This is a genomic window from Inquilinus sp. CA228 (genome assembly GCF_052078665.1).
Lineage (GTDB): Bacteria > Pseudomonadota > Alphaproteobacteria > DSM-16000 > Inquilinaceae > Inquilinus.
Genome location: NZ_JBQJIK010000107.1, coordinates 1 through 23,228, shown reverse-complemented (window position 1 = coordinate 23,228; position 23,228 = coordinate 1). Strand labels below are relative to the sequence as shown.

The following is a 23,228-nucleotide window of genomic DNA, read 5'->3' as shown; positions in this document are numbered from 1 at the left end:
GTGGTCGGATGGTTCGACACCGAGACCATTTTCAGCATCGCCGAACGACTCTCCCGCTCCCTCGGCATCGACCCCTATCTCTGGCTCGACGATCCGGAAGAACCCGACACCGGGTGACCGGACCGGTCGGACGGGCCGGAGCCACCCCCTCACCCGAAATCGCTGCGCGATTTCGACCTCTCCTCGCGGGAGAGTTGTCGGAGCGCCGTACCCTTTTTCCCTCTTCTCGGGGAGAGGGCGGGGCCCGTCGCGTTGGCGACGGGAGGGTGAGGGGACGGGATCGATCCCCGCCGCGGCGTGTTAGCGAAATGACGCCCGCCCCATCGCGGGCGGCCTTCGCCGACACCGCATCCGGACCGCCGATGATCAATTTCGACAATCTGTGGGCGCTGTTCGCCTTCTACGGCCTCAACGCGCTTTATGCCTTTGTGCTGCTCGGCCTCGGCTGGTGGCTGGCGCGCTTCATCGAGCGCTGGCTGCTGCGCCTCGCCGGCCGCAGCCGGCATGTCGACCCGACCATCGCCGACTTCCTGGCGTCGCTGATGCGCTACCTGGTGCTGGCGGTCGTCGTCATCGCCGTGCTGCAGATCTTCGGCATCCAGACCACCAGCCTGGTGGCGGTGCTGGGCGCCGCCTCGCTGGCCATCGGCCTGGCGCTGCAGGGCACCCTGTCCAACCTGGCGGCCGGGGTGATGCTGCTGATCTTCCGGCCGTTCAAGATCGGCGACGCGGTCGAGGTCGCGGGCAAGGCCGGCACGGTCCGGTCGCTGTCGCTGTTCATGACCGAGCTGGTGACGCCGGCGAATGTCCAGGTGCTGCTGCCGAACGGCTCGGTCTGGGGCGCCGCCATCGTCAACACCTCGACCTATCCCGGCCTGGCGAAGATGGAGCTGACCTTCCCGGCACCGGCCGGCCCGGCGGGCGAGGATCTGGCCCGCGACATCGTCGCCGCGCTGAAGGCCGACCCGCGCCTGGCGCCGGGGGCGGAGCCGAGCGTCGCCGTGTCGAAGCTGGTCGACCTGTCCAAGCCCGGCGCCGGGGTGGTGGAGCTGACGGTCACGGCCGCCGTCGCCACCGCCGATGTCGGCGCCGTGAAGACGGCGCTGATGCAGCGGATCAATGCAAGCATGGGGCGCCTGACCGCCGGCGGCCTTGCCTCGGACGCGCCCGCCTCCTAAAAACCGCGGGCAACCCCGGAAGCAAGCCTGCCCTATGTCCTCGCTCGCCTCGAAGCTGACCGAAACCGTCGCCGCCGCCTTCGCCGCGGAGGGGCTGCCGCCCCAGTTCGGCCATGTCATCGTCTCGAATCGGCCGGATCTCGGCCAGTTCCAGTGCAACGGCGCCCTGCCGGCGGCGAAGCAGGCGCGCGCCAATCCGCGCGAGATCGCCCAGCGCGTGGCCGACCGGCTGGCGGCGGACCCGCAATTCGCGAGCGTGTCGCTGGCCGGCCCTGGCTTCATCAACCTGTCGCTGACCGACACCGTCCTCGCCGGCCATGTCGACGCCCAGGCGCGGGACGAGCGGATGGGCGTGCCGAAGACCAGCCCGGCGCGCCGGGTGGTGCTGGACTATGGCGGGCCGAACATCGCCAAGCCGATGCATGTCGGCCACCTGCGGGCGTCGATCATCGGCGACAGCCTGCGCCGGCTGTTCCTGTTCGCCGGCGACGAGGCGATCGGCGACGTGCATATGGGCGACTGGGGCACGCCGATGGGCATGGTGATCAGCGAGATCGCCCGCCGGCAGCCGGACCTGCCCTATTTCGACCCGGACTTCACCGGCCCGTATCCGAACGCCAGCCCGGTGACGATGGAGGACCTCGAGGTCCTGTATCCCGCCGCCTCCCAGGCCTCGAAGGCCGATCCGGAGCGGATGGAGGAGAGCCGCAAGGCGACCGCGGAGCTGCAGGCCGGCCGGCCCGGCTACCGGGCGCTGTGGCAGCATTTCATCGACGTCTCGATCGCCGGCATGCAGCGCGAATTCGACGCGCTGGGGGTGCAGTTCGACCTGTGGAAGGGCGAGGCCGCGGTCCACGACCTGATCGAGCCGATGGTCGAGGACCTCAAGGCCCGGGGCCTGGCCGAGACCGATGACGGCGCCGTCATCATCCGCGTCGCCGAGGAGGGCGACCGGAAGGAGATGCCGCCGCTGATCCTGGTCAAGTCGGACGGCGCCTTCACCTACGGCACCACCGACCTGGCCACCATCGTCGACCGGCGGCAGTCGCTCGATCCGGCGCTCGGCCTCTACGTCGTCGACCGGCGCCAGTCGCTGCATTTCGAGCAGGTGTTCCGCGCCGCCCGCAAGGCCGGGCTGAACCACCGGTCCGACCTGGAGCATCTCGGCTACGGCACCATGAACGGGCCGGACGGCAAGCCGTTCCGGACCCGCGCCGGCGGCGTGATGAAGCTGTACGACCTGCTGGACACCGCCACCGAGATCGGCCTGAAGCGGCTGGAGGAGGCGCATCTGGCCGAGGGCTATCCGGAGGAGGAGCGGCGCGAGATCGCCCGCCGGGTCGGCATCGCCGCGGTGAAGTTCGCCGACCTGTCGAACAACCCGTCCTCGGACTACGTCTTCGACCTCGACCGCATGCTGCGCTTCGAGGGCAAGACCGGCCCTTACCTGCAATATGCGGCGGTGCGCGCCAAGTCGCTGCTGCGCCGGGCGGACGGGCAGGGCGACGCGCCCGGCGCGATCCTGCCGGCGGCGAACGAGGCCGACCGGGCGCTGATGCTGCAGCTCGGGCAACTGCCCGACGCGGTGCGCAACGCCTATGACAAGCGGGCGCCGAACGAGCTGTGCGACTTCGCCTACGCCCTGGCGCGGGAGTTCAGCCGCTTCTACGATTCCTGCCATGTGCTGAGCGAGCCGGATGCGGCGCGGCGGGCCTCCTGGCTCGGCCTGGCGGCGCTGACGCTGCGACAGCTGGAGCAGGTGCTGGACCTGCTCGGAATCGAAATTCCGGACCGTATGTAAACGAACGGATCTGGTGTATTGTCCGACCAAAGGTGGAATGACGGGGTATGGCCCCCCAGTTCTATCATGAGGGCAGAACGCCCCGCCGCGGACCGTTGTCCGCGGTCGATGGAAGAGGACGGGTGAACATGACGGGTACCGCCGACCGGAGCGTCGCGCTCAGCGCCGCCTGGGCCGCGCCTTGGGCGTCTGCCGTCGAATACTGGGTCGATGCGGCGCAGCGCAGCGTGCTGTTCTGGGACGTGATGCGCCAGCGCGGCAACCAGTATCTGACACATGCGGCCGACCCGACGCCGCATGTGCTGTCCTATGAGTTCGAGGTGCTCCTCGACGGCCGCACCCTGGAGCGGCCCTGCAACTACATGCTGGTGCGGATCGTGCCGCCCGAAGGCGTGACGGTCGACCCGGACAAGCGGCCCTTCGTCGTCGTCGACCCGCGCGCCGGCCACGGCCCGGGCATCGGCGGCATGAAGCCGGAAAGCCAGATCGGCCGGGCCCTGCGCGCCGGCCATCCCTGCTACTTCATCGGCTTCCTGCCGGTGCCGGTGGCCGGCCAGACGCTGGAGGATATCGGCCGGGCGCAGGCCGAGTTCCTGCGCATCGTCGCCGAGCGCCACCCGAAGGCCGAGGGCAAGCCCTGCGTCATGGGCAACTGCCAGGCCGGCTGGGCGCTGGCGATGCTGGCCGCGGTCAAGCCCGGCATCGTCGGGCCGATGATCCTGGCCGGTGCGCCGCTGTCCTACTGGGACGGGCCGCGCGGCAAGAACCCGATGCGCTATCTCGGCGGCCTCGCCGGCGGCGGCTGGCCGGCGGCGCTGGCCAGCGACATGGGCAACGGCCGCTATGACGGCGCCCATCTGGTGCAGAACTTCGAGAGCCTGAACCCGTCCAACACGCTGTGGTCCAAGCAGTACAACCTGTACAGCAAGGTCGACACCGAAGTGGCGCGCTATCTCAGCTTCGAGAAATGGTGGGGCGGCTACGTCCAGCTCAACGCCAACGAGATCGAGACCATCACCGAGGACCTGTTCGTCGGCGACAAGCTGACGGCCGGGCGGCTCAAGACGTCGAGCGGCACGCCGATCGACCTGCGCAACATCACCTCGCCGATCGTGGTGTTCTGCTCGCAGGGCGACAACATCACCCCGCCGCAGCAGGCGCTGGGCTGGATCCTCGACCTGTACGACTCGACCGACGACATCGTCGCCAATGGCCAGACCATCATCTACGCCATCCATGACGACATCGGCCATCTCGGCATCTTCGTCTCCGGCCGCGTCGCGGCGAAGGAGCACAACGAGTTCATCCAGAACATCGACCTGATCGACACGCTGGCGCCCGGCCTGTACGAGGCGGTGATCGTCGAGAAGCAGGCCGACGACCCGAATGCCGCGCTGATCCGCGGCGACCATGTGGTGCGGTTCGAGGCGCGCAGCATCAACCACCTGCGCGCGCTGGGCATCAACACGGCGGAGGAGGACATGGCCTTCGCCACCGCGGCGCGGGTGTCCGAGATCAACCGCGCGCTCTACACCTCGACCGCCCGGCCGCTGGTCAAGGCCATGGCCAATGAGCCGGCGGCGGAGCTGGGGCGGCGGCTGAGCCCGATGCGGCTGCAGTACTCGCTGTTCTCGAACCGCAACCCGGCGGTGCTGCCGTTGGCGATGGCGGCCGAGCATGTCCGCGCGAACCGCCGCCCGGCGGCGCCGGACAACCCGTTCCTGGCCTTCCAGGACCTGGTGTCGAGCCAGATCGTCACCGCGCTGGACGGCTGGCGCGACCTGCGCGACCGCTGGATCGAGAGCAGCTTCTACGCGATCTACGGCAACCCGGTGCTGCAGGCGGCGTTGGGCATCGGCGACGAGACCCTGGCCCAGCGCCGGCCGCCGCGCCGGAACGAGCCGGAGGAGGAGCGCGAGGCGCTGCGCGACAAGGTCGCCGAGGGCGACATCCACGCCGCCGTGCTGCGCGCCATCCTGTACGTGATCTGGCCGATGCGGGCGGTGGACGAGCGCGGCTTCGCCACGCTGCGCCAGCTCTACGCCGACCGGCTGCCGGGGCACTGGGCCTCGCTGGCCGAGTTCAAGGCGGCGATGCGCCAGCAGTACCTGATCCTGCGCTGGCTGCCGGAGGAGGCGATGACCGCCTTGCCGGACCTGCTGCCGGACGATGCCGAGACCCGCGACGGCGCTTTCGCCGTGATCGAGACGGCCGCCTCCGCCGCCGGCCCAGTGACCGGCGAGGTCAAGCTGCGCCTTGACCGGATGCGCGAGGTCTTCGCCGCCGAGGTGGCGGCGGCCGAACCCGTCGCCGCCACGGTCCGCCGCGGCCGCACCGGGCAGCCGCTGAAGGTGGTGAAGTAGGGGGGGACCCCTCCGGCGCGAACGTATTGCCTCTCCCGCAGGGCTTGCGGGAGAGGTCGGAGGCGCGAAGCGGCTCTGGGTGAGTGTCCTTTCCCTCCGCTCGATCGGCCCCGTCCGGCGCTTTCTCTTGACTTGAATGTTCTTGTTTTGTACTATTCATGGCGTGTATCGTGCCATCGCCGGAAGAGTCGACATACCTCCCTCGGCCACATCATGGCGAGCCCGAAGGGGCACGGCCGGAGTTCTCGCGATGACGATGACGAGGCCGGAGAGTCAATCTCAAAGGCCCGGCTATCAATCCGTCGTCGGTGGCCATTGGCGAGCGGTATGGATCAGGGCCAGGATCCACACAGTGTCTTCCTGGACTTCGTATACGAGGCGGTGGTTCTCGTGCGGGATCAACTCGCGTGTGCCGGGGATCTTCCCAGGGCGGCCGAGCATTGGGAAATTCGCCAGCCTTGCCGCTGCGTCGCCGAAAAGCCGGTCCATCCGGATCGCCGCCGACCGATTGTCAGCGGCGATATGATCCCGAATGTCGGTCCGATCCTGCTCGGCTTCCGGGGTCCAGATGACCTTCACGCGTCGGTCTCGTCGGCCTCGCGCTGGAGTTCCGCACGCTGGGCGGCGAATTCGGCTTCGACGACCTCATTCGATCGGCCTCGGCCGGCCCGCATCGACGATCGTGCAATCTCGACCTTGCGGCGCAGGAACTCGTCGTATTCGCGTTCCTCGCGTCGGCGCTGGATGAACTCGCGCATCAGCTCCCGCACCACCTGCGACGCCGGCCGGTGGGTTGCCTCGACCTCGGACATGAAGGCGTCGCGGAGCTCCGCTTCGAGCTTCATCGTGAACACGGCTTCTTTCGGCATGGCCGGGATCTCGCGCGCAATGGATACTGAGGAAGTATATACGACGTCATTATCGGCGGCAAAGGGACTCAGATCACCTGGTCCAGAGGGAGCACCGGGCCGACCGCGTAGCCCTGGGCGCGGTCGATGCCGAGCTCCTGCACCATCCGCAGCGTCTCGGCATCCTCCACCGACTCGGCCACGGTCCGGGCGCCGAGGCCGTGGCCGATCTCGTTGATCGACCGCACGATCGCGTGGTCGACCGGGCTGCCCTTGATCCGCCGGATCAGGCTGCCGTCGATCTTCAGCCCGTCCACCGGCACCTGCCGCAGATAGGTGAAGGAGCTGATGCCGGTGCCGAAATCGTCCAGGGTGATGCCGCAGCCGGCCGACCGCGCCTTGGCCACGAACTGCGACGCCGCCGACAGGTTGTTGATCAGCGCCGTCTCGGTGATCTCGAAATGGACCCGGAGCGCGGACAGAGGCGAGGCGCGGAGCCGCTCCTGCACGAACGGCCACAGCCGGGCGTCCTGCAGGCTGTGGGCGGACAGGTTCAGGCCGATCGACAGGTTGCCGTCGCGGATCCGCTCGCCGTAGCGGGACAAAGCGGTGCGGATCACCCAGTGGTCGAGCGCCACCATCAGGTCGTAGCGCTCGGCCGCCGGGATGAAGCCGCCCGGCTCGAACACCGAGCCGCTGCCGTCCTCCAGCCGCAGCAGCAGCTCGAAATGCCGGGTGCCGTCGCCGGGGCGCAGGTCGCGCAGCTCCTGCGCGAACAGGCGGAAGCGGTCGGTGTCGATGGCCCGGCGCAGGCCGGTGGCGCCGAGCACCTGGCGCGGCAGCGCCGGGGCCACGCCGTCCTGGCCTTCATAGACCAGTACGCGGCAGCGGCCGGCGGCCTTGGCCGCGTAGCAGGCGGCGTCGGCCTGGGTCAACAGCTCGGCCGGGCGGGGCGATGCCTCGGTGATCGCGGCCAGCCCGGCGCTGCCGCCGATGGTGTGGATCCGGCCGTCCCAGGGGAAGCGCAGGCCCTCCAGCGCGCCGATCAGCTCGCGCACCACCGTCTCGGCGTCTGGCGTGGCGCAATCCTCCAGCAGCAGGGCGAATTCGTCGCCGCCGAGCCGGGCCGCGAAGTCGCCGATCCGGGCGGCGTTGCGGATCAGCCCGGCGACCTCGCGCAGCAGTGCGTCGCCGGCGGCATGGCCGGCGCTGTCGTTGACCGCCTTGAACCGGTCGAGGTCGAGGAAGCACAGCACGTGCCGGCGGTGCTGGTCGCGCGCCTGGTCCCAGGCCTGCTGCAGCCGCTGCTCGAAGGCGGTGCGGTTGGGCAGGCCGGTCAGCGGGTCGTGCAGCGCCGAATGCGCCAGTTCCCGCTGCAGGGCGCGGGCCTTGGTGACGTCCTGGAATACCAGCACCGCGCCGATCACCTCGCCGGCCGCGGTCCGCACCGGCGCGGCGGAATCGCGGATGTGGCGCGCCTCGCCGCTGCGGCTGGTCAGCGTCACCTCGTCCTCGAGATAGAACGGCTCGCCGCGGTCGAGGCAGCGCCGCACCGGGTCGGGCGCGACGCCGCCTTCACCGGCCAGCCGGAACACCTCGGTCACGGGCCGGTCCAGCGCCTCCGCCTGCAGCCAGCCGGTCAGGCGCTCGGCGACCGGGTTCAGGAAGGTCACGCGGGCCTCGGCGTCGGTGCAGATCACGGCGTCGCCGATCGAGCTCAGGGTGATCCGCAGCCGCTCCTTCTCGGCGGACAGCGCCTCGGTCAGCCGGGTCTGCTCAGTGATGTCCCAGTTGACCCCGACGATCCGCTCCAGCGAGCCGTCAGGCCGGGCGATCAGCCGCGACAGCGCCCGCAGGTGGCGCTCCTCGCCGGACGGCCGGCGGATCCGGAAGTCGCAGGCGATCGGCGTCGGGTCGAGGGGATCGACCTCGCCCTCCCGGGCGATGTTGCCGATGTCGTCGGGGTGCAGCAGGGCCAGCCAGTCCTCATGGCTGCCGCCGAACTCGCCCGGCGCGACGCCGCGGCGGAACGGCCCGGTGCCGATCTGGTACAGCTCGTGCATCCGCTGGTCCCAGACATACTGGCCGCGGGTGAAGTCGTACTCCCAGACGCCGATGCCGCCGGCCTGGGCGGCCAGCTGCATCCGCTGGTTGACCGTCGCCAGCTGGGCCTCGGCATAGATCAGCTCGAGATGGCTTTCGATGATCCCGCGGAACTGCAGGACCAGGGTCTTGTAGAACTCGGTGTAGACGTTGTGCCTGTCGTCCAGCAGGCAGATGGTGCCGAACGGCGTCCGGTCCGGCCACGAGATCGGATAGCCGAGATAGGACACCATGTTGCGCGCGACATCGGGGTTGCTGCGCCACAGCGGGTCGGCCACCGCGTCCGGGACCAGGAGCTGGTTCTGGCTGCGGATCACCGTCTCGCAATAGAGGCCGGAGCCGGGGAGGGTCTCGGACTCGCCCGGGTGGTACGGGTTGCCCTCGGTCCGGCTGGCGACGAAGACCTCGATCTCGTCCCCGACGATGCGCATGATCAGCCCGGCGGGGACACCGGCAATCTGCGCCATGATGTCGACGATGCCCTGCCACTTGGCCTGAACCGCGTCCGGCACGGTCAGCTGCATGTCCTGCCCATTTCAGGTTGCCGACACCGACAGCAATGCACGATTGCCGATCGCCGTCCAGCCGGCGGGCGGCCGTCAGCCCAGGCTGCGGATCGCCGCGGCGGCCGTCTGAGGATCGGCCCAGCCTTCCGCCGCCACGCGCCGGAAATCGGCGTCGGGGAGGGCGGCGACGCAGGGCACTTCCATCATCTCGGTCCACCAGGACACGATCTCGGCATCGTCGTCGAAGCCGATGAAGTCGGCGCCGGCCTCGCCGGCTTCCATCGCCTCGTGCCGGCTGGTGCCGACCGTGACGCCGACGATCGCCTGGGCGCCCACGGCCTTGCGCGCCGCGGCATAGGCGCCGGGGCCGACCACGACGCCGTCGCAGCCCGACCGGGCCGCCAGCGCCGCGTCGTCGCGCAGCAGGAAGGCGACGCCGCCCTCCTGCGCGACGACGCGCAGCCGCTCGACCGCGGCCTTGGCCGCGGCCGGGTCGGCGGGCACCGCCATCTCGACGCAGGCGACATCGCCGGCGCCGAGGGCGGCCGCGAACACCGCCGGATCGAGCTCCGGCGGGATCGTGATGTAGAGGCGGGAGTCGGTCAGGGTCTATTCCTTGCCCTGGAAGATGCGGACCAGGGTATCCAGCAGCTCAAGCGCCTCGTCCCGCGGCCGGCGGAAGCAGTTGCGGCCGATGATCGAGCCGTTGCCGCCACCATCGCGGATGGCGCGGGCGTCGTCCAGCACCGAGGCGGTGTCCTTGGCGGCGCCGCCGGAGAACACGACGATGCGGCGGCCGGCGAAGCAGGAGCGCATGACCTCGGCGACGCGCTCGGCCTGGGTGCCGATCGCGATCCTGGCGCCGTCGAACTCCTTCTTGGCTTCCTTCTGCTCGATGAAGTCGGTCGGCAGCTTCACCTTGATGACATGGGCGCCGAGCTGGCTGGCGAGATGCGCGGCATAGGCCACCACGTCGATCGCGGTCTCACCGTCCTTGGTGATGGCGCCGCCACGCGGATAGGACCACAGCACGGTCGGCAGGCCGACCGCCTTGGCCTCGCGGATCAGCTCGGCGATCTCCTCCATCTGCTCCAGCCCCTGGTCCGAGCCGGGATAGATGGTGAAGCCGATGGCGGTGCAGCCCAGCCGCAGCGCATCCTCGACCGAGCCGAAGATCGCCTGGTCGGCGTCTTCCTTCAGGCGAGACAGGCTGTTCGAATGGTTCAGCTTGAGGATGGTCGGGACCTGGCCGTACAGCTTGCCGGTCGAGACCTCGAGCTGCCCCAGCGGCGCCGCATAGGCGTTCAGCCCGGCATCGATCGCCAGCTGGTGATGGTAGAACGGGTCGTAGCCGCCGGGGTTGACGGCGAAGCTGCGGGCGGGGCCGTGCTCGATCCCCTGGTCGACCGGCAGAATGATCATCTTGCCGGTGCCACCGAGGCGGCCGTTCATCAGAAGCTGCGCGAGCTTGGCCTTCACGGCCGGGTTTTCGCTGTCGTAGTTCGACAGGATCTTGTGCACGCGCGGGCTGATTCTCATCGTCCGTCTTCCTCGAGGCGGTGGATCGGTCGGCTGCAATCCCTAGCCGAGTGGGTCGGCATGTTCAACGCCGCCGGCGCAAAGTTGTTTCGTGATGAATGCGCGGCGAATCCGCCGGCGTCAGGCGGCTTCGGTCCGTGTCCGGATCGAGGACAGCATCAGGCTGGTCTCGGTCTGCGAGATGCCCTGGACCTGCCGGATCCGGCGCAGCGTCTGGTCGAAGGCCTCCAGCGTTCCGGTCTCGATCTCCGCGAGGATGTCCCAGCGGCCATTGGTCGAATGCAGCGCCCGCACCTCGGGGAAGCCGCGCAGCCGCTGCATCACCCGGTCGGCGGCCTGGCCCTCGACCTCGATCATGGTGATGGCGCGGATCGGGTTCGGCTGGCTGCCGGCCTTGACCACGATGGTGAAGCCCTGGATCACGCCGGTGTCGACCAGCCGGTCGATCCGCGCCCGCACCGTGGCGCGGGAGACGCCGAGCGCCGGCGCCAAGGACGAGACCGGGGTGCGGGCATCGGCCCGCAGCAGCGACAGCAGCTTGTGGTCGAGATCGTCCATTGTGATCAGTACGCCTTGTCAATTTGCTCGATCCACTGAGCAAAATAGCCAAGATGCCGGCTTTATGTCACCCCCTCTCGGGCGGATAATTGGATCTCACAACCCCGCCGACAGGGATGGCAGGCATGGACGGAACGCAGACCGATCGCGGACAGGATCGCCCCTCGCGCATCGCCCTGGTGGGCGCGCCGGTCGAGGTCGGGGCCGGGCATCGCGGCGCCGTGATGGGCCCGGCCGGGCTGCGCACCGCCGGCCTGCTGCCGAGCCTGCAGGGCCTCGGCTTCGAGGTCGAGGACCAGGGCGACCTGGCCCCGGCCCAGCCGCTGCCGGCCGTCGTCGAGACGCCGCAGATGCGCTTCCTGCCGGAGATCGCGGGCTGGTCCCGGGTGCTCAGCGACCGCGCCTACGCGCTGATGAACCAGGGCACGCTGCCGATCTTCCTCGGCGGCGACCACAGCCTGTCGATGGGCTCGGTCAACGGCGTGCTGCGCCACTGCCGCGAGGCCGGGCGCGAGCTGTTCGTGCTGTGGCTCGACGCCCATTCCGACTTCAACACGCCGGCGACCACGCCGTCGGGCAACATGCACGGCATGTCGGCGGCCCTGCTGTGCGGCGAGCCGGGGCTGGACGACGTGTTCGGGCCGGAGCCGCGCGAGCGCCTCGACCCGCAGAACCTCACCATCTTCGGCGCCCGCTCGATCGACCGCGAGGAGCGGGCGTTGCTGCGCCGCCGCGGGGTCGAGGTGTTCGACATGCGGCTGGTCGACGAATACGGCGTCGCGGTGCTGATGCGCCGGATCATCGACAAGGTCGCCGCCCGCAATGGCGTGCTGCATGTCAGCCTCGATGTCGACTTCCTCGACCCGTCGATCGCGCCGGGCGTCGGCACCACCGTGCCGGGCGGGGCGACCTATCGCGAGGCGCATCTGATCATGGAGATGCTGTACGACAGCGGCCTGGTCGGGTCGCTCGACGTGGTCGAGCTGAACCCCTTCCTCGACGACCGCGGCAAGAGCGCCCTGCTGCTGGTCGACCTGGTCTCCAGCCTGTTCGGGCGGCAGATCATCGAGCGGGTCGGGGCGGTCGAACGCGCCGCCTCGGGCGCGCTGTAGGACGGGAGCAGGACCATGGCCACATCGGCGACCATCCTCATCGAGACCGAAGCCCGCCTCGGCGCCCACAACTACAAGCCGCTCGACGTCGTGCTGTCGCGCGGCGAGGGCGTCTGGGTCTGGGATGTCGACGGCAACCGCTACCTCGACTGCCTGTCGGCCTATTCCGCGGTCAACCAGGGCCATTGCCACCCGAAGATCCTGGCGGCGATGGTCGAGCAGGCGCAGAAGCTGACCCTGACCTCGCGCGCCTTCCGCAACGACCAGCTGGCGCTGTTCTACGACGAGATCGCGGCGCTCACCGGCTCGCACAAGGTGCTGCCGATGAACAGCGGCGCCGAGGCGGTGGAATCCGCGGTCAAAGCGGTGCGGAAGTGGGGCTACGAGGTCAAGGGCGTGCCGGCCAACCAGGCCGAGATCATCGTCTGCGAGAACAACTTCCACGGCCGCACCCTGGGCATCGTCGGCTTCTCGACCGACCCGGATGCGCGCGGCAATTTCGGGCCCTTCGCGCCTGGCTTCAAGGTCGTGCCCTTCGGCGACGCCGCCGCCTTCGAGGCCGCGATCACCCCGAACACCGTCGCCTTCCTGGTCGAGCCGATCCAGGGCGAGGCTGGGGTGATGATCCCGCCGGCCGGCTACTTCAAGACCGTGCGCGAGCTGTGCACCCGGCACAACGTCACCCTGATCCTGGACGAGATCCAGACCGGGCTCGGCCGCACCGGCAAGCTGCTGGCCGAGGCGCATGAGGGCATCGAGGCCGACGTCACCCTGGTCGGCAAGGCGCTGTCCGGTGGCTTCTACCCGGTCTCGGCCGTGCTCTCGAACTCCGAGGTGCTGGGCGTGCTCAAGCCAGGCCAGCACGGCAGCACCTTCGGCGGCAACCCGCTGGCCTGCGCCATCGCCCGGGCCGCGCTGAAGGTGCTGGTCGAGGAGGAGATGATCGAGAACGCCGAGCGCCAGGGCGCCTACTTCCAGGCCGAGCTGGCCGGGCTGCGCAGCAACCTGATCCGCGAGGTGCGGGGCCGCGGCCTGATGCTGGCGGTCGAGCTGCATCCGGAGGCCGGCGGCGCCCGCCGCTACTGCGAGGCGCTGCAGAAGCGCGGCGTGCTGGCCAAGGACACCCATGGCGACACGATCCGCATCGCGCCGCCTTTGGTGATCACCCGCGACCAGGTCGACTGGGCGATGGAGCAGTTCGCCGCGGTGATGACCGGGACGGCCTGACCGGCTATTGCTGATTCGAAACGATGATCGCGACGCGGCGGTTCTCCCGCCGGCCGGCGGCCGAGCGGTTGTCCTCGACCGGCGCGCCCTTGCCCATGCCGACCACCTGCAGGTCCTGGACGGGGATGCCGGCCGCGACCAGGGCCTCGGCCACGGCCTTGGCCCGGCGCTCGGACAACTGCTGGTTGTACTCCGCCGTGCCGTAGTCGTCGGTGTGGCCCTCGACCCGCAGCCGGTGGATGTCGACCGACAGCAGGGCCCGCGCCAGCTGGGCGATGGATTCGCGCTGGCCGGGGGCCAGCGTCGCCTCGTCGGTGCCGAACAGCAGCTTGCTCGAGATGCCGAACTCCCAGCCATTGCCGGTCAGCTCGAAGCCCTGCTGCTTCAGGAGAGCGATCTGCGCCGGCGTCAGCCCGGATTGGCAGCCGGCCAGAGCGGTGAGCAGGGCGGCGAGGGCCAGCCCGGTGGCGGTGCGCCTAGTGACGAGATGCAAGATGGGTCCCCCGTTCCAATAGGTCCGGCCCGGCGGCGAGCTGCCGGCCGCCGGGCCGCAGGCGTTTGGCGAGATACATGGCGGCATCGGCCTGGCGCAGCAGCGCCGCGCCGTCCCCGGCATGGTCGGGGAACACGGCGACGCCGATGCTGACCGAGGCGGTGACGGTGTCGCCCGACGACAGCCGGACCGGCTGCTGCAGGCCGGCCAGGATGCCGTCGGCGACCTGCAGCGCGTCGGCGATCTCGGCGACCGGGGCCAGCAGCACCGCGAACTCGTCGCCGCCCAGCCGCGCCACCAGGTCGGTCTTGCGCAGCCGGTCCCGCACCCGGGCGGCGACGGCGGCCAGCACCGCATCGCCGGCGGCATGGCCGAGATCGTCGTTGGTCTGCTTGAAGTTGTCGCTGTCCAGGAACAGCACCGCCACCCGGCCGTGCAGCGCCTCGGCCTCCTGCAGCGCGACGCCCAGCCGGGCCTCGAACATCGCGCGGTTCGGCAGGCCGGTCAGGCTGTCGTGGCTGGCCTGGTGGGCCAGGGATTCGTTCTCGCGCTGCAGCCCGGCCTGCCAGGATTCGAGCTCGCCGAGCAGGGCGTTGAAGTCGCCGGCCAGCTCGTTCAGCTCGGCGATCCCTGCCGGCGGCACGCGCCGTTCGAAGGTCCGCTCGCTGCGGACCCGGTGCGCCACCGTCGCCAGCGTGTGCAGCGGGCCGACGATGCCGGCCACCAGATAGCGCGACAGCAGCAGCGCACTCAGGGCGCTCAGCGCCAGGCACACCAGCACCACCGCCACGCCGACCGCCAGGAACCGCAGCAGCCTCGCGGCGCTGCCGTGCAGCTCGATCCGCCCGATCTCCGCGCCGTCATGGGTGATCGGCTGCCGCACCGGCGAGGCGAAGACCAAGGCGGCCAGGCGGCGCTCGAGGTCGAGCAGGGACGGCTGGGCCGGGCGCTGCCAATGGGCGAACAGCGCGCCGCGGGCGTCGAAGACGTTGGCCTCGGCCACGCCGCCCTCGGCGGCGGCGATCAGCCCAAGCGCCTCCTCGGCGGCGGCGCGGTCCTTGAACACCACCGCGGCCTCCACGGTGTAGCTCATCGACGCCGCGATCAGCTGCAGGTTGCTGCCGGCATAGGCGCGCAGGGCGGCGAAGCCGGCCACGGTCAGGGTCAGCCCCGCCAGCGTCACCGCCAGCAGGGCGACGCCGAGCTGTGCCCGCCGCAGCACGCGCCGCAGCGGCGGCCGAGGCTCCTGGTTCCGCCGGCTCACGACGGTGTCTCCCGGCGCCGGCCGAGCTGCAGCACCTTCGGATTCACCCGGACGCCGCTGCGGGCCACGGAATCGAGGTTGATCTGGAACGAGACCTCGGCGCCCCGGACCTGCAGGCAGACCATGCTGCCGACCGTGCAGCTGTCGTCCTGCTCGCTGATGCTGAGCACGGCGCGGCCGGCCAGGTGCGCGAAGATCTGCCGCCGCTCGGCGTCGCCGAGCCGGCCGAGATAGACGATGTCGCAATCCGCGCCGGGCGACCCGTCAGGCCCCAGGCGGACCGCCCGGACCGGCCGGCCTGAGGCCTGGGCGGCGCCGGCCAGCAGGTCGTCCGCGTAGTCCGCCGGGCCGATGACGCAGAGGCGGAGCTGCGGCGGCTCGACCGGCCAGCGGGTGTAGCTGATGATCCCCAGCACCACCTGCCGGACCGCCGCCGGGCTGTCCTGGTCCTGCGCCCGGCCCGGGCCGGCCAGCGCCAGCAGCACCGCCCCTGCTGTCGCGATGCGGCGGGAGAGCGGCAGCCATCGGCACCATCCGGACATCCCGGCGCACGCGCTCCGGTCAGGCCCGCGGCACGGGAGCGGCGGGGACCGGCCGGTCATCCGCGCGGGGGCGGGGCAGATGCGATCGGCGCTGCATCGGGCCAACAGGATCTCAGGACAATCTCGGGCTTCGGCAATGATGATGCGTCCGTCGCCCTCTGGCGAAGCCGGCAGACGGCCGTGAGGATAACATCGTTGCGCAGCGGGGACATCCCGAGACCCTCCCAATCCTGAGACGATCGCCTTGGACAACCCGCATTTCGGGGCAGCGCCATCCTGGTGTAAGAGGGGGCATGGACGCCCTGACCGACCTCGCCATCGCTGTGCTGGAGACGGCGGACCCGCTGCGCAAGATCGAGCTGAGCCACCAGGCCGCGGCGGCCTGGCGGCAACGCGCGATCCCGGTCTTGGGCACGCGCCGCCCATCGCTGCGCCCGGCCCGGCCGGCGGCGCCGGAGCTGCGGCGCCCGGGCGACATGCCGAAGCGCCGCCTGGGCGGGGAGGCGGGGCGGATCGCCCTGCTGCATGCCCTGGCCCATATCGAGCTGAACGCGATCGACCTGAGCTGGGACCTGATCGCGCGCTTCGCCATGGCGGAGACGCCGGAGGGATTCTTCGATGACTGGGTCAAGGTCGCGGACGAGGAGGCGACGCATCACGGCCTGCTGTCGCGGCGGCTCGGCGAGCTCGGCTCCGCCTACGGCGCCCTGCCGGCGCATGACGGGCTGTGGCAGGCGGCGGAGGAGACGGCGGAGGACCTGCTCGGCCGGCTCTCGGTGGTGCCGCTGGTGCTGGAGGCGCGCGGCCTCGACGTGACACCGGAGACGGTGGAGCGGCTGGAGCGCGCCGGCGACGCCGACAGCGCCCGCATCCTGCACCGGATCTACACCGACGAGATCGGCCATGTCGCCGCCGGCCGGCGCTGGTTCGAATGGGAATGCGGCCGCCAGGGCAGGGCGCCGATCCCGACCTATCACGAGCTGGTGCGGCGCTATTTCCGGGCCCGGCTGAAGCGGCCCTTCAACGTGCCGGCCCGCGACCTGGCCGGCTTCGCCGCCGCCTTCTACGAGCCGCTGGCGGAATAGGGGCGGGCGCACCCACCCCTATCCGCGATCGTCACTGGCGATGCCACAGCGCCTGGTCGGCGCCGCGGAAGAAGCAGTCGAAGGCGTCCGCTCTCCAGGCGACGCAGGCTGGTTGGTCCAGGGCGGTGCCGCCGAGGCGGGTCCAGCCGCTCCATTGCCGTCCGTCCCAGGACTGGTGCCACAGGGCCCGGTCGGTGTGGCGGGCGACGCAGTCGATGCTGCCCGGCTTCAGGGAGATGCAGGAGGGTGGGTCCAGGAGGGCGCCGCCCCGGCTCTCCCAGCCGCCCCACTGCGCGCCGTCCCACCAGCGGTGCCACATCGCCTGGTCATTGCCGCGGGCGAAGCAGTCGAGGCGGTTCGGACCCCAGGAGACGCAGGCGGGCTGCTCCAGGATCGTGCCGCCCAGACCTTCCCAGCCGCCCCACTGCCGGCCGTCCCACCAGCGGTGATACATCGCCCGGTCGGTGCCGCGGGCGAAGCAGTCGAGGCGGTTCGGACCCCAGGCGACGCATTCCGGCTCCTCCAGGATGATGCCGCCCAGGTTCTCCCAGCCGCCCCAATTCGAGCCGTCCCACCAGCGGTGATACATCGCCCGGTCGCCGCCGCGGGCGAAGCAGTCGATGCGGTTCGGACCCCAGGAGACGCAGTCGGCCTGCTCCAGGATGACGCCACCCAGACTCTCCCAGCCGCTCCAGCGGCGGCCGTCCCAGGCCTGATGCCACATCGCCTGGTCGGTGCCGCGGGCGAAGCAGTCGATGCGGCCCGGCCCCCAGGAGACGCAGTCGGGCTGCTGCGTGATGGCGCCGCCCCGGCTCTCCCAGCCGGACCATTGGCGGCCGTCCCACCAGCGCTGATACATCGCCTGGTCGGTGCCGCGGGAAAAGCAGTCGATGCGGTCCTCGCCCCAGGACACGCAGGAGGGGTGTTCCAGCATGGTGCCGCCGAGGCTCTCCCAATTGCCCCATTCCACCGACCAGGCCCGGGCGGGGAGGAGCAGGAACAGCAGCGCGGTCAGCGCGCCCAGGACCGAGAATCGGCGGCTGCCGGCCGATCGAAGCCGACGATCAAAAGCAGAATTCCTGCAATGCGCTCCGGCCATCAAATCCCTCCAAAAAATCAGCACCTCTGCCATCCGGCAGAAAATAATCCTCAGAAATTAGCCTCTAAAAATGTCGTTATTGTGTGCCAACGCCTGCCGGCGGGCAAGCCGAGCTCTGGTCCGAAGGCATCGCCGGGCCGCGGCTGACGGTTGCGACAAGCCGCCGGCGGAGCCGCTACGGGCGAAGCGGTCGGTGCCTGCCGCCTCCAGGAAGAGGCGGGAGGCACCCGTGGAGCGTGCCGCCCTGGCTTACCCAGCAATCCTATCCCCAGCCATCCCACCAGCGATGCCACATCGCCCGGTCGGTGCCGCGGGCGAAGCAGTCGAGGCGGCCCGCCCCCCAGGAGACGCAGTCGGGCTGTTCGAGCAGGACGCCGCCGAGAGACTCCCAGCCACCCCATTGGCTGCCGTCCCACCAACGATGCCACATCGCCTGGTCGGTGCCACGAGCGAAGCAATCGAGGCGGTTGCTGCCCCAGGAGACGCAGTCGGGCTGTTCGAGCAGGATGCCGCCGAGATTCTCCCAGCCGCCCCATTGGCGGCCGTCCCACCAGCGATGCCACATCGCCCGGTCGGTGCCGCGGGCGAAACAGTCGAGGCGGCCGGGCCCCCAGGAGACGCAGTCGGGCTGTTCGAGCAGGATGCCGCCGAGACTCTCCCAGCCACCCCATTGCGAGCCGTCCCACCAGCGATGCCACATCGCCTGGTCGGTGCCGCGGGCGAAACAGTCGAGGCGGCCCGGCCCCCAGGAGACGCAGTCGGGCTGTTCGAGCAGGGCGCCGCCGAGGTTCTCCCAGCCGCCCCATTGCGAGCCGTCCCACCAGCGATGCCACATCGCCTGGTCGGTGCCACGGGCGAAGCAATCGATACGGCCCGGCCCCCAGGAGACGCAGTCGGGCTGTTCGAGCAGGATGCCGCTGAGATTCTCCCAGCCGCCCCATTGGCCGCCGTCCCACCAGCGATGCCACATCGCCCGGTCGGTGCCGCGGGCGAAGCAGTCGATGCGGTTCGGGCCCCAGGAGACGCAGTCGGGCTGTTCGAGCAGGATGCCGCCGAGGTTCTCCCAGCCGCCCCATTGGCGGCCATCCCACCAGCGATGCCACATCGCCTGGTCGGTGCCGCGGGCGAAGCAGTCGATGCGATTGCTGCCCCAGGAGACGCAATCCGGCTCTTCCAGGGTGATGCCGCCAAGGGTCTCCCAGCCGCCCCATCCCGCCGGCCAGGCCCGGATCGGGAGGAGCAGCACCAGCGCGGCCAGCGCGCCCAGGGCGATCCGGAAGACCCCGTGCCGCTCGGGCTTTTCGGTTCCGGGCCGGCCGTTCCGATGCCGAGCCCAACAATGGGAACCAAAGCTATTCCAATGGATTTCAGGCATCGGTTCCTCCAAATGATTGGAGCTTCCATCCCTATTCGCGGTCGAATAGTCGACGACAAATAAAACAATCCGAATATTGACAGTGTATATTGAAATCGGCCGGAAGGCAATGGTCCGGCCGGCTGCGTCTCAGCCCTTCCGCTCGTAGATCACATAGAGCTTGCGCGCCGGGGTCAGGTTCCGCCAGGTGCCCGCGAAGCCGGCGGGGATGACGAAGCTGGCCCCGGCCTCGAAGCGGCGGGCGGCGCCGGCGCCATCGATCAGCTCCACCGTGCCGGACAGCAGGTGGCAGAACTCCTCCTCGGTGTAGCCGACGCGCCAGGCGCCGACCGCGCCTTCCCAGATCCCGGCCGAGAACTGGCCCGTCGGATCGCTGTAGAAGTTGCGCACCGTCTGCAGCGGATCGCCGCCCAGCACCTTGGCCGGGTCCGGCCGGTAGGTCGCGTCCTCGGACCGGGCGGCGGCGAAGTCGACGATGTCGGCGGCGGTCTTGCTCATGCGGGCCTCGCTGGCGGGATGCGGCGAGACTGCCGGCTTCACTTGCGGCTGTCGAGGCTCCAGGACGGGCGGGCGAAGCGCTCGGCCATGAAGTCGACGAAGCTGCGGACCTTGGCCGACAGGGTGCGGGCCGGCGGGTAGACGGCGTGGATGCCGATCTCGGGCAGCCGCCACTCCGGCAGGATCTGGACCATCCGGCCGGCGGCGAGGTCGGGGGCGGCGATGAAGTCCGGTTGCCGGGCGATGCCGTAGCCCTCGCGGATCGCCGCCTGGATGGCGTCGCCGTTGTTGATCTGCAGCCGGGCGCCGATGCGGATGCGCGCCTCGCCCTCCGGTCCGGTCAGCACCCATTCGCCGCGGTCGCCGCCATAGGCATAGGCGATGCAGCGGTGCCGGGCGAGATCGGAGGGATGGGTTGGCGTGCCGTGCGCTGCGAGATAGGACGGGGCGGCGCAGAGCAGGATGCGGCAAGGGGCGAGGCGGCGGGCGATCAGCGAGGAATCGGCCAGCCGGCCGATGCGGATCGCCAGGTCGTACCCGTCCTCCAGCAGGTCGACCACCCGGTCGTTCAGGGTCAGGTCGACCGAGACCTCGGGATAGCGCTCGAGATAGGCGGCCAGGGCCGGGGCGACATGCAGCACGCCGAAGCTCATCGGCGCGTTGACCCGCAGCAGGCCGCGTGGCCGGGCGTGCAGCGCCGTCGCCTCCTCCTCGGCCTCGATGACGTCGGCGGTGATGCGCTGTGCCCGGCGGTAGAAGGCGGCGCCGGCCTCGGTCAGGCTCAGCCGGCGGGTTGTGCGGTTCAGCAGGCGGGTGCCCAGCCGGGTCTCGAGGTCCAGGATGGCCCGGCTGGCCAGCGCCCGCGACAGGCCGAGCTGCTCCGCCCCCGCCGCGAAGCTGCCGGCATCGACGATCCGCACGAACAGGTCCAGCGTGGTGAGTCGATCCATGATTGTCAAAACTGGATTAACAATCTTTTGATGTCACGCCGGATTATCAAAATCGCTAACAGGTCCAATATCAGCAGCGGCGGAGATTGAGGCCGTCCTGCGCCGTCACGCCCTGGAGATCGACCATGACCACGATGCCCGCGCTCTTCGTCTCCCACGGCTCGCCGATGCTGGCGCTGTCGGACGAGCCGGCGGGGCGGTTCTTCGACGCGCTCGGGCCGTCGCTGCCGCGGCCGGACGCGATCCTGCTGGCCTCCGCCCATTTCGAGACCGAGGTGCCGACGCTGGGCGCGGTGCAGCAGCCGGAGACGATCCACGATTTCCACGGCTTCCCCGAGCCGCTGTACCAGGTCCGCTACCCGGCCACCGGCGCGCCCGGCCTGGCGCGCCTCGTCGCGGAGCGGATCGCCGCGGCCGGGCTGCCGGTCGCGATCGACGATAAGCGCGGCCTGGACCACGGCGCCTGGGTGCCGCTGCGCCGGATGTATCCGGCGGCCGACATCCCGGTCGCGACCCTGTCGATCCAGCCGCATCTCGACCCGGCGCATCACTACGCGGTGGGCCAGGCCCTGCGCGGCTTGCGCGAGGAGGGGGTGATGGTCCTGGCTTCGGGCTCGCTGACCCACAATCTGCGGGCGCTGGACTGGCGCGGCGGCCCGGACGCCCCGGTCTCCGGCTGGGCCCGGGTGTTCATCGACTGGGTGGCGGCGGCGGTCGACGAGGGCCGCACCGAGGACCTGCTGAACTACCGCCGCCTGGCGCCCGAGGCGGTGAAGAACCACCCGGCGGACGAGCATTTCCTGCCGTTCTTCGTCGCCCTCGGGGCCGGCGACCTGCCCGGCCGCCGGCTCCATGCCAGCGTCACCATGGGTGCGCTGGCGATGGACGCCTACTCGTTCTAGAGACCGAGGGCCGGGTCAGGCCGCCAGCTTCACCCGGCCCAGCGCCTCCTCCAGGCCGATCTCGCCCCGGAAGCCGCCGGTGCCGCGGGCAGTTTCACGACGCTCGATCGCATGGGCGAACTGCACCGCCGGGTCGGACTCCAGCCGTTCGAACAGGCGCTGCAGCCCGGGGTAGTCGCGGCGGTCGACCACGTCGTGATACTTGGTCCAGCGGGCGATGCCGATGAAATAGGCGTCGGCCAGGGTCCGGTCGCCCAGCAGCCAGTCCTGGCTGCCGAGCATCGTCTCCAGATCGGCATGCGCCCTCGCCACCTTGGCCGCGCCATAGGCCCTGAGCGCGTCGCGCTCCACGCCTTCGACGCCGTGCTCCAGCGCGTACCACAGCGGGCTGAAGGCGTTGAAGAAGGTGGTGTTCAGGAAGCCCAGCGCTTGGTTCAGCCGGTCGAAGCCGGGCGTGCCCTGGGTGAAGGACAGGCCCTTGTCGATCCCGCGGGCGCCGAGATGGTTCAGGATCGCCAGGCTCTCGCTGATCACCCGTCCGTCCGCGGTCATCAGCGTCGGCGTCTCGCCGACCGGGTTGAGGCGGCGATAGGCCTCGCCCTGCACCACCTCTGGCATCTCGACGCGGCTCAGCCGATACGGCTCGCCGAGCCATTCCAGCGCCACGATCGAGCCGAAGGAGCAGCCCGACGGCACGCCGTAGAAGAGGATCGGTTCCATGATGGGGGTCCCTGTGTTTCGGTCACGACGGGAATATGCCCATATGGACTTCGGGCCTGTAGCCGTGCTCCTGTGAACCCAAAGTCCACACGTATGGACAATGGATGTGCTCAACCTCAATGACCTGATCCTGTTCGTCCGGGCCGTGGACAGCGGCGGCTTCGCCGCGGCCGGGCGGCGGCTGGGGCTGCCGAAATCGACCATCAGCAAGCGCGTCGCCGAGCTGGAGGCGGCGCTCGGCGCCCGGCTGATCCACCGCACCTCGCGCAGCTTCGTGCTGACCGAGCTGGGGCGCGACTTCTACGACCATGCCCAGGCGGCGATGATCGAGGCGGAGGCGGCCGAAAGCGTGGTCCGGCGCCGCCTGGCCGAGCCGAGCGGCACGGTGCGGATCACCGCCTCAGTGCCGACCGCGCAGTTCCGGCTGTCCGGCCTGCTGCCGGCGCTGGCCCGGGCCTATCCGAAGATCCGGCTGCAGCTACATGTCACCGACCGCTTCGTCGACCTGGTGCAGGAGGGTTTCGACATCGCGGTGCGCAGCCATTTCGCGCCGCTGCCGGATTCCGAGCTGGTGCAGCGGCGGATGGCGGTCGAGCGCATCACGCTGGTGGCGGCGCCGGACTATCTGGCGCGCCGCGGCGTGCCGCAGGAGCCCGCGGATCTCAAGGACCATGACGGGCTGCTGACCGGCCCCTTGGCCACGGTCTGGCGGCTGCGTCACCGCGACGGCCGCGAGGCGCAGGTCGCTCCGGCGTCCAGCTTCGTGGCCGATGAATCGGTCGTGCTGCTGCAGGCGGCCGCTGCGGGGCTGGGCATCGCCTGCGGGCCCGAGACCATGACCGCCGAGGCCCGGGCGGCGGGCACGCTGGCGCCTGTCCTCCCGGACTGGCAGGCCGGCACGGTGTGGACGACCCTGCTGACCCCTTCCCGGCGCGGCCAGCTGCCGGCGGTCCGCGCCGTCATCGATTTCCTGGCGCGGACGGAGCCGTCAGGCTGACCCGCCGTCCGGCTGTGATCGGGCGACGCCCAGGGGGGGGCCCGGGGCCCCCCCCCCCCCCCAGGGGG

General features: G+C 70.5%; 22 protein-coding genes. 8 read left to right on the top strand and 14 right to left on the bottom strand.

Features of this window, described 5'->3' with window-relative positions; all coding sequences use genetic code 11:
* The first annotated feature begins 362 nt into the window (after positions 1–362).
* From ACTOWL_RS34570 to ACTOWL_RS34560, 3 genes are all read left to right on the top strand, one after another.
* The gene (locus tag ACTOWL_RS34570) at positions 363–1,178 is read left to right on the top strand and encodes a mechanosensitive ion channel family protein (RefSeq protein WP_441325846.1); all 816 of its coding nucleotides are present in this window, start codon (positions 363–365) and stop codon (positions 1,176–1,178) included.
* Positions 1,179–1,212: 34 nt separating this feature from the next.
* On the top strand, positions 1,213–2,979 hold the full coding sequence (argS, locus tag ACTOWL_RS34565) for an arginine--tRNA ligase (RefSeq protein WP_441325845.1): 1,767 nt from the start codon (positions 1,213–1,215) through the stop codon (positions 2,977–2,979).
* A gap of 128 nt (positions 2,980–3,107) precedes the next feature.
* On the top strand, positions 3,108–5,342 hold the full coding sequence (locus ACTOWL_RS34560) for a DUF3141 domain-containing protein (protein ID WP_441325844.1): 2,235 nt from the start codon (positions 3,108–3,110) through the stop codon (positions 5,340–5,342).
* Between the two features lie 294 nt (positions 5,343–5,636).
* Here the strand turns inward: ACTOWL_RS34560 and ACTOWL_RS34555 are convergent, their stop codons facing one another.
* The 6 genes from ACTOWL_RS34555 to ACTOWL_RS34530 form a co-directional block, all read right to left on the bottom strand.
* Complete coding sequence (locus tag ACTOWL_RS34555) at positions 5,637–5,921, bottom strand: type II toxin-antitoxin system RelE/ParE family toxin (RefSeq protein WP_441325843.1); 285 nt, start codon at positions 5,919–5,921, stop codon at positions 5,637–5,639.
* Entirely contained in the window at positions 5,918–6,211 is a 294-nt protein-coding gene (locus ACTOWL_RS34550) for a hypothetical protein (protein WP_441325842.1), read from the bottom strand. The genes ACTOWL_RS34555 and ACTOWL_RS34550 overlap by 4 nt, the downstream gene beginning before the upstream one ends.
* 68 nt (positions 6,212–6,279) lie before the next feature.
* Entirely contained in the window at positions 6,280–8,817 is a 2,538-nt protein-coding gene (locus tag ACTOWL_RS34545; RefSeq protein WP_441325841.1) for an EAL domain-containing protein, read from the bottom strand.
* Positions 8,818–8,892: 75 nt separating this feature from the next.
* Complete coding sequence (locus tag ACTOWL_RS34540) at positions 8,893–9,354, bottom strand: thiamine phosphate synthase (RefSeq protein WP_441325840.1); 462 nt, start codon at positions 9,352–9,354, stop codon at positions 8,893–8,895.
* Positions 9,355–9,408: 54 nt separating this feature from the next.
* On the bottom strand, positions 9,409–10,338 hold the full coding sequence (locus tag ACTOWL_RS34535) for a class I fructose-bisphosphate aldolase (protein ID WP_441325839.1): 930 nt from the start codon (positions 10,336–10,338) through the stop codon (positions 9,409–9,411).
* Positions 10,339–10,458: 120 nt separating this feature from the next.
* Positions 10,459–10,896 carry an Lrp/AsnC family transcriptional regulator gene (locus tag ACTOWL_RS34530; RefSeq protein ID WP_342236817.1) on the bottom strand — a complete coding sequence of 146 codons (438 nt, stop codon included), beginning with the start codon at positions 10,894–10,896 and terminating at the stop codon, positions 10,459–10,461.
* 125 nt (positions 10,897–11,021) lie between these two features.
* Between ACTOWL_RS34530 and rocF the strand changes: the two genes are divergently transcribed.
* Together rocF and rocD are read left to right on the top strand one after the other, a co-directional pair.
* Entirely contained in the window at positions 11,022–12,008 is a 987-nt protein-coding gene (gene rocF / locus ACTOWL_RS34525; protein ID WP_441325838.1) for an arginase, read from the top strand.
* A gap of 15 nt (positions 12,009–12,023) precedes the next feature.
* Positions 12,024–13,235 carry an ornithine--oxo-acid transaminase gene (gene rocD / locus ACTOWL_RS34520; RefSeq protein ID WP_441325837.1) on the top strand — a complete coding sequence of 404 codons (1,212 nt, stop codon included), beginning with the start codon at positions 12,024–12,026 and terminating at the stop codon, positions 13,233–13,235.
* Positions 13,236–13,239: 4 nt separating this feature from the next.
* Here the strand turns inward: rocD and ACTOWL_RS34515 are convergent, their stop codons facing one another.
* The 3 genes from ACTOWL_RS34515 to ACTOWL_RS34505 are packed head-to-tail and all read right to left on the bottom strand — an operon-like array spanning position 13,240 to position 15,534.
* Positions 13,240–13,728, bottom strand: coding sequence for an OmpA family protein (locus tag ACTOWL_RS34515; RefSeq protein ID WP_441325836.1), 489 nt, complete (start codon positions 13,726–13,728; stop codon positions 13,240–13,242).
* On the bottom strand, positions 13,712–14,992 hold the full coding sequence (locus tag ACTOWL_RS34510; RefSeq protein WP_441325835.1) for a diguanylate cyclase domain-containing protein: 1,281 nt from the start codon (positions 14,990–14,992) through the stop codon (positions 13,712–13,714). The genes ACTOWL_RS34515 and ACTOWL_RS34510 overlap by 17 nt, the downstream gene beginning before the upstream one ends.
* Positions 14,989–15,534, bottom strand: coding sequence for a YfiR family protein (locus ACTOWL_RS34505; protein ID WP_441325834.1), 546 nt, complete (start codon positions 15,532–15,534; stop codon positions 14,989–14,991). Before ACTOWL_RS34505 ends, ACTOWL_RS34510 begins: the two co-directional genes overlap by 4 nt.
* Before the next feature lie 293 nt (positions 15,535–15,827).
* Here ACTOWL_RS34505 and ACTOWL_RS34500 point away from each other — a divergent pair, with 293 nt between their 5' ends.
* Positions 15,828–16,619: a ferritin-like domain-containing protein gene (locus ACTOWL_RS34500; RefSeq protein WP_441325833.1), complete on the top strand. Its 792-nt coding sequence runs from the start codon at positions 15,828–15,830 to the stop codon at positions 16,617–16,619.
* Between the two features lie 31 nt (positions 16,620–16,650).
* On the opposite strand, the gene ACTOWL_RS34495 is transcribed toward ACTOWL_RS34500, so the two are convergent.
* From ACTOWL_RS34495 to ACTOWL_RS34480, 4 genes are all read right to left on the bottom strand, one after another.
* Positions 16,651–17,718 carry a hypothetical protein gene (locus ACTOWL_RS34495; protein WP_441325832.1) on the bottom strand — a complete coding sequence of 356 codons (1,068 nt, stop codon included), beginning with the start codon at positions 17,716–17,718 and terminating at the stop codon, positions 16,651–16,653.
* A gap of 262 nt (positions 17,719–17,980) precedes the next feature.
* Positions 17,981–18,964 (bottom strand): hypothetical protein, encoded by a 984-nt coding sequence (locus tag ACTOWL_RS34490; RefSeq protein ID WP_441325831.1) that lies wholly within the window; start codon positions 18,962–18,964, stop codon positions 17,981–17,983.
* Between the two features lie 258 nt (positions 18,965–19,222).
* Complete coding sequence (locus ACTOWL_RS34485; protein WP_441325830.1) at positions 19,223–19,591, bottom strand: cupin domain-containing protein; 369 nt, start codon at positions 19,589–19,591, stop codon at positions 19,223–19,225.
* 38 nt (positions 19,592–19,629) lie between these two features.
* Positions 19,630–20,541, bottom strand: coding sequence for a LysR family transcriptional regulator (locus tag ACTOWL_RS34480; protein WP_441325829.1), 912 nt, complete (start codon positions 20,539–20,541; stop codon positions 19,630–19,632).
* A 125-nt stretch (positions 20,542–20,666) separates the two neighbouring features.
* On the opposite strand from ACTOWL_RS34480, the gene ACTOWL_RS34475 reads away from it, so the two are divergent.
* Entirely contained in the window at positions 20,667–21,443 is a 777-nt protein-coding gene (locus tag ACTOWL_RS34475; RefSeq protein WP_441325828.1) for a dioxygenase family protein, read from the top strand.
* 15 nt (positions 21,444–21,458) lie between these two features.
* Here ACTOWL_RS34475 and ACTOWL_RS34470 read toward each other — a convergent pair whose 3' ends face one another.
* Positions 21,459–22,163: a glutathione S-transferase family protein gene (locus tag ACTOWL_RS34470; protein ID WP_441325827.1), complete on the bottom strand. Its 705-nt coding sequence runs from the start codon at positions 22,161–22,163 to the stop codon at positions 21,459–21,461.
* Between the two features lie 106 nt (positions 22,164–22,269).
* Between ACTOWL_RS34470 and ACTOWL_RS34465 the strand changes: the two genes are divergently transcribed.
* Positions 22,270–23,160 carry a LysR family transcriptional regulator gene (locus ACTOWL_RS34465; protein ID WP_441325826.1) on the top strand — a complete coding sequence of 297 codons (891 nt, stop codon included), beginning with the start codon at positions 22,270–22,272 and terminating at the stop codon, positions 23,158–23,160.
* Positions 23,161–23,228 lie beyond the last annotated feature (68 nt).